We start from the raw sequence: 6,149 nt of genomic DNA, 5'->3' as shown, positions 1-6,149 counted from the left end.
TTAGAAAAAGAATTATCCAATATTTCTTCGCAATTCTTTTTTGTTTATTTTAATAATGAAGTCACTGGATATTTAAAGGTCAATACCAATGATGCTCAGTCTGAAGAAATGGGTGATGAATCACTTGAAATCGAAAGGATTTATATAAAGAACAAATTTCAAAAACATGGGCTTGGTAAATATCTGCTAAATAAAGCTATGGAAATTGCGATGGAACGTAATAAAAAGAAAATCTGGCTAGGCGTATGGGAAAAAAATGAAAATGCGATTGCTTTTTATAAGAAAATGGGGTTTGTTCAAACTGGAGCCCACTCTTTTTATATGGGTGATGAAGAACAAATAGACTTTATAATGACCAAAACACTCATATAACTTTTTTTAAAAGGTGGATTATTATGTATATTCCAAAATATTTTAAGGTCACAAATGTTGATGAAATTTGGGATTTTGTTCAAAAAAACTCTTTTGGTACGATTGTCACAACAGAACAAGGGAAACCAATTGCCACTCATTTGCCTTTGGGGTTAAATAAAAAAGGTGATGATTACTATATTACTGGACATATGGCTTATGGAAATCCTCAGTGGAGAACATTTGAGACCTGTGAAGATATGCTTGTTATGTTTCAGGGACCGAACGCTTACATTTCTTCCTCTTGGTATGGGCATGAAGAAGTTCCAACATGGAATTATCAAGCCGTCCATGTATATGGTAAAGCAAACATTTTAGAGAAAGAGGAATTAATAGAAGAATTAACAATAATGCTGGAAAAATTGGAGAATGATGCAAGTTTATCGTTGGAATCCGTTGCTGTAACAGCAATCAAATTCGATAATGTATCCAACATTCTATAAAAAAGCTCGTCAGATTTTTTATTCTGACGAGCTTTTTTGGGTAGCGCCTATATATTTTTGCGTAACATTATAGGAAAAGACTTTTCCATTAAGCTGCTTGGGATCGTTGTTTAGTTGCTTTCCGTTTTGTTAAATAATGAGCAGCTAAGTAAGAACCTACTACATAGATAACAGCTAGAGCTTGAGAGGATAACGTCTCTTCTGTTGGGAATACGCAGAACCACACTCCCATCCAATCAGGGAAATGAACAGGAATCGTAGTTGTGCTAATCCATCCTGCTAGTTGCATCTCTTGTGCTGTTTCTCCCACCATTACAGCCAAGACAACAACTAAGAGAGCACCTGTAAATACCAACATTTTTTTATAAGGAAGACGGCGATGAGCTAAAAAGGTGAGAACTCCCACTATCATCGTTAACGCTAACCCAATCAATGCTCCTTGTAAGATGACATCGGAACCCATTTTTAATCGTAAATTTTGAAGGAAAAGAACCACTTCAAACCCTTCACGATAAACCGATGTAAGACCTAGCAGGAAAAGAGACCAAAACGTACTCTTTGCCACACTCTCACTGTTATTTCCGGTTATTTTTTGTTTTTTGCGATTATGGAGGTTAATCCAACCCGTCCAGTAAATTTTATGAAAAAACCAGTTCATGATAATACATAAAACAATAACAGCCAGAATTCCTGTTGCGGCTTGAATATGAAGCTCCGATGCATTCACAGAAGAAATAATCGCTACTACGATAAACCAGGTAGCAATCGTAGCTAAGAAGGATACCCCTGCTCCCGCAGAGATGGGCTTCCAATAGTTATCTTGCTTCTTACGTACTAAGCCAGAAATAATCGCTGATAATACTAAAATAGCCTCTAATCCTTCACGAAAGATAAGGATAGCCGTATTTATCACGGCAGCACCTGGCGTTAAATTTTTAGCAGTAGGATCAGGATTCCCTTGATAATTCACTCCCTGCCATACTATGACACCAATTACCACCAGCAAAGAAACCGATATAAGGATGGTCTTAAGATTAAAAATTTTTCTCAACAATGAGTTCTCCCTCCAACTTCATAAAGTGAAAATGATAATCTTTATCAATTGATAACTAAGTAAATTTTATTCCGCCATCCCTTAAGTGTCAATGGAATCTATAAACTTATCTAATTGTGCTTCATATTTCTGTTTGTTATGTAAGATTTTCATAATCATGGTTATTGGTATATATATGAGTGAATGATAATTTCGACATGTCCATATGCGATGTGCAACCAAAAGGGAGTATGGTATGCTTCTTCGCTCTGATTTCCCCTTGCATGAACCAAAGCTTTGACCGCTTCTGCACGTCTTTTAATCTCGCCCCACTATAAAAGACGGTTTTTTTATTCACTTGTATATAGGGTTATCGGTAGTCAAAGTATTTCTTTTAATAAATTATATACTTTCTCAGAATTATCTTTATTTAACTGGTAAAACTTAAGATTTACTTCTTCCCGGCTTCTCTGATAAGCTATCATAACATCTTTACCCTCCTTATCAGTTATCCAAATGAAATACTTTTTATAAGATTCATCTTGAAAAGTAATCCACATCTCGCAATCTATAAGATCAGAACCATCTTCATCCAACAGTAAATCTCCCTTTTCTGCCGCCTCCATACCGACAGTAAATGCTTTCAAATCATTTGTTTCTGTGAACGTTCTTGTTTTTTTGGTCTTTATTGATTCAACATGTATATCTTTTATCTCTTTTTGTTCAAAAAAAACAGGAGTAGCATTTGGATCCCTTTGGGTTGTTACCATAGTGACCTTTTTTTGTGGGGATTTAGACTCATTTGAGCCATGAGCAGGTTTATTTGAATCAATTGTATACCATATCAATCCGAAAATGATTATGAATCCAATTAATAAGAAATTGACCTTTTTTATATAAATTCCCCCTTCCTAGTTCTTTCTTACATTCTCTTTCCGTTTACTATATCCTCCCATATCTAGGGATTATATAGTAAAGTTAATGTGCGGTGACTCTTAAGAGAAAGAAAGGTGTACGAATTGAGTAAGCTCGAGTTCTGTTGTATGTTCATCTGTGTTTTTTCTATGGATTATCCAACCTCTTTGTACTAAGGAATCAATTATTTCACCTATATAAATACGATTTATAAGTTCGACATGGATTTTGTCGAAAATTCATTTAGGATATATATAATTCCTTTAAGTTTACAAAATCATTAATAACAAATCTCTCATCATTATTTATAGAAAGAATAGTTTATTGCTTCAATTTGAGATAGGATATAATTGATCATCGATGAATTTGGCTGTCATATTCATAATTTATAAATTTATATATAAAATAAAACACATATATTCTTGACTGAGAGTTAAGAGTGAAATAGAATACAATCAAATGATAGTGATTCTCATATATAAGGAATAAGGAGAGGGAATATTGGAAACAACAGATCGGCGTTTAACGTATAATAACTCCGTTTTATATTGGAGACAATATCAAAACTATATACCTGAAGAAATACGTTTGGATGAAAAAAATTTACCCTTAGAAGAATGGTGGAAATGGAATAGTTTTCATATACATGTCGATCGAATGCAGGCTATACATTCAAAAATAAAAGTGATCTTGATTCACGGTGCTGGAGGAAACGGAAGGTTACTGGCACCATATGCAATGATGCTACAGCAACACGGATATGAAGTAGTGTCCCCTGATCTCCCACCTTATGGTCTAAGTTATAGCGAATCTGCAAAATTTACAGATTATTCGCTTTGGATTCAAATTCTTTCAGATTTCATCCAATACGAAATCCAACGTGATGGTAAGCCTATTGTCTTACTCGGTACAAGTATTGGAGGAATGTTAGCTTATCACACTGCCGTAAAGAGCAAGCAAATTAAAGGACTCATTGCGACTACATTTATCGATACTAGAAGTCAAAAAGTTCGAGATCAATTGGCTCCGAATACATTCACTAGTCGTTTCGGTAAAATTTTGATGGATTTGTTATCGTTTGGGCTTGATCCTCTGCGTATTCCTATTACTGCTGTTTCGAGAATGCACTTAATTACAAATAACTCAGACTTGACCAAACTAATTATGAATGACCCACATGCAGCTGGAATAAAAATCCCTCTGCGCTTACTGCGAACCTTCCTGAACTTTAAACCCGAAGTTGAACCTGAACATTTTAATATATGCCCGGTTTTACTCATTCATCCTGAGATAGATCCAATGACTCCGTTTTCTATCAGTGAACCTTTTTTCAACCGTTTGGCTTGTGAAAAAAAATGTGTGATTTTAGAAGGAGCAGGACATTTTCCAATCGAGCAACCAGGTATGAATCAAATGAAAAAATACGTTATTAAATTTTTAGAGAGGTTAGAATAACTATATACAGGTGAATAAAAAAACCGTCTTTTGATAGTGAGGAGAGATCATCCGGCGACGTGCAGAAGCGGTCAAACCTTTGTAGTGGTTCATGCAAAGGTAAACCAGAGAGAGGGAGCGAGCGCAGTTTCCCTTTTGTTCTATGCGGCAAACGATAGATATGTCGGAAGTCAACGTATTTAACATTCTATAAAAGAGCCCGTCAGACTTTATTCTGACGAGCTCTTTTGTTTACATACCCCATCGTTATCGGTAGTAACTATATAAGTCTATCCAATTCTTTCTGGTAAGAAGTTCAAATACATATCTAAGCAATCTGTGTGCTCAGATAATACCTTCATGGTTTTTTCATTAGGCATTGAATAAATCACAGGATAATCAACTTCATCTAACTCAGGGTGAATTGGAAAAGCTAGTTTTTCTTTGTCTAAAGAAAACTCAGCCTGTACTCCAGGTTTATTTCCTCTTGCGTCTAAGCGAATCCATTTATTTTCAGACTCAATATATACAGCATTAAGAGCATGGATACTATACCCTTTTTCCGGTGTATCAAATAGCATCAGCCGTTGATAACAAAAGCCTACTGCAATTCCTTTTGCACGTAACAATGCTGCTAACAAGTTAGACTTAGCATAGCAAATACCTTCACCTTCCTGTAACACTTCAGAAGCTTTTTGAGTAACCCTTGTACTTTGAATATCCCAGGAATGGGGAATCTCATCTCTAACAAATTCATATGCATTTTTTATGTACTCCACTTGGTTATGATTAGAATCCAAGTATACCTGATGCGCCTTCTGTTGTATTAAAGGATGAGTAAAGTCTACTTCAGGTAATTCTTTTAAGTAATCATCTAAATTCGGCGATTCGTAAACTAATTGCATGGCACTAGTCTCCTTATTTCTGAATTTTAATGCATGATAATTACATATTAATTCAAAAAGTTCCTGCTTACAATCTTAGTTTATATATTAATTCCCTTACCAAATGCATACCAAACTCTATAAAAAACCCCCTCAGCTTTGAACGATGGCACTGAAAAAGTCCGTTTAAAGAGAACAAGAAGCTAATCACCTACTATATATAAATGATTTATGATTTCGACATTTCAATGTGCTGGGTACAGCAAAACGGCATTAGCGCTTTCTTCCTATCTATGGTTTACCCTTGCATGAACCAAGGGTTTGACCGCTTCCACACGTCGCCGGATGATCTCTCCCCACTAAAAAAGATGGTTTTTTATTCAGTTGTATATACTTGTACATATCTCTAATTATATGTTTAAAAACAATGTAATAGTTAAAAAGGACGAACCTATTTCTGTCAAAGGAATATACTATTGTATCAAGTTGATAGGGAAGTGAATGAATCTATGGCTGTATGGTTTTTTGCTAGGTTAACAGGTCGTGAGGAAGTTCCGTCTGTAAGAACAGATGCTTTTGGTTCAGCAGAATTTGTATTCAACGATGATTTTACAAGACTTCGTTTTAGATTATTTGTGAATGATTTAGAAAAGTTTACTGTTGCTCATATTCATTTAGGAATGAGAGGCGAAAATGGACCAGTTGTCGTATTCCTTTTTGGACCAGTAACACGTGGTATCAGCGTCGATACTGGAGTCGTAACTGGGACAATCACAGAAAAAGACCTTGTTGGTCCTTTACAGGGAATGTCTTTATCAGAGCTAGCAAGGCAGATGCAAACAGGCAATACTTACGCGAACGCTCATACGGAAAGACATCCAAATGGCGAAATTCGTGGTCAAATAAGAAAAGTTCAATAATTTATAATGGTGTAGACAGTATGCTCTTTCATAGAGATTCTGTCTTTTTTTATCGACAACAAAACAAAAAAAGCCGGTCAAATGCCAGCTCTATGTTTGTTTCTTGTAG

The 6,149-nt window shown here is 35.4% G+C and carries 6 protein-coding genes and 1 pseudogene; 4 read left to right on the top strand and 3 right to left on the bottom strand.

What is annotated here, in order from left to right:
* Both H540_RS0123980 and H540_RS30780 read left to right on the top strand, forming a co-directional pair.
* A partial coding sequence (locus tag H540_RS0123980) for a GNAT family N-acetyltransferase (RefSeq protein ID WP_028402716.1) occupies window positions 1-372 on the top strand: 372 nt, incomplete at its 5' end.
* A 23-nt stretch (window positions 373-395) separates the two neighbouring features.
* Window positions 396-779 (top strand): annotated as a pseudogene (locus H540_RS30780) (FMN-binding negative transcriptional regulator); the annotation flags it as partial.
* A gap of 163 nt (window positions 780-942) precedes the next feature.
* Here the strand turns inward: H540_RS30780 and H540_RS0123970 are convergent.
* Window positions 943-1,905 (bottom strand): FTR1 family iron permease, encoded by a 963-nt coding sequence (locus tag H540_RS0123970; RefSeq protein WP_245592341.1) that lies wholly within the window; start codon window positions 1,903-1,905, stop codon window positions 943-945.
* A gap of 362 nt (window positions 1,906-2,267) precedes the next feature.
* Window positions 2,268-2,750, bottom strand: a complete 483-nt coding sequence (locus tag H540_RS0123965; protein ID WP_028402714.1) for a hypothetical protein — start codon at window positions 2,748-2,750, stop codon at window positions 2,268-2,270.
* A 553-nt stretch (window positions 2,751-3,303) separates the two neighbouring features.
* Here H540_RS0123965 and H540_RS0123960 point away from each other — a divergent pair.
* Entirely contained in the window at window positions 3,304-4,257 is a 954-nt protein-coding gene (locus H540_RS0123960; RefSeq protein ID WP_034671807.1) for an alpha/beta hydrolase, read from the top strand.
* Window positions 4,258-4,526: 269 nt separating this feature from the next.
* Here H540_RS0123960 and H540_RS0123955 read toward each other — a convergent pair whose 3' ends face one another.
* On the bottom strand, window positions 4,527-5,141 hold the full coding sequence (locus tag H540_RS0123955) for a transglutaminase-like domain-containing protein (RefSeq protein WP_028402712.1): 615 nt from the start codon (window positions 5,139-5,141) through the stop codon (window positions 4,527-4,529).
* 488 nt (window positions 5,142-5,629) lie between these two features.
* On the opposite strand from H540_RS0123955, the gene H540_RS0123950 reads away from it, so the two are divergent.
* Window positions 5,630-6,040: a CHRD domain-containing protein gene (locus H540_RS0123950; RefSeq protein ID WP_028402711.1), complete on the top strand. Its 411-nt coding sequence runs from the start codon at window positions 5,630-5,632 to the stop codon at window positions 6,038-6,040.
* The last annotated feature ends 109 nt before the right edge of the window (window positions 6,041-6,149 follow it).

It is taken from the genome of Ectobacillus panaciterrae DSM 19096 (assembly GCF_000430785.1).
Classification (GTDB): Bacteria; Bacillota; Bacilli; order Bacillales; family Bacillaceae_G; genus Ectobacillus; species Ectobacillus panaciterrae.
The sequence above is the reverse complement of the archived record's forward strand: the minus strand, read 5'-3'. Positions and strand labels throughout refer to the sequence as shown.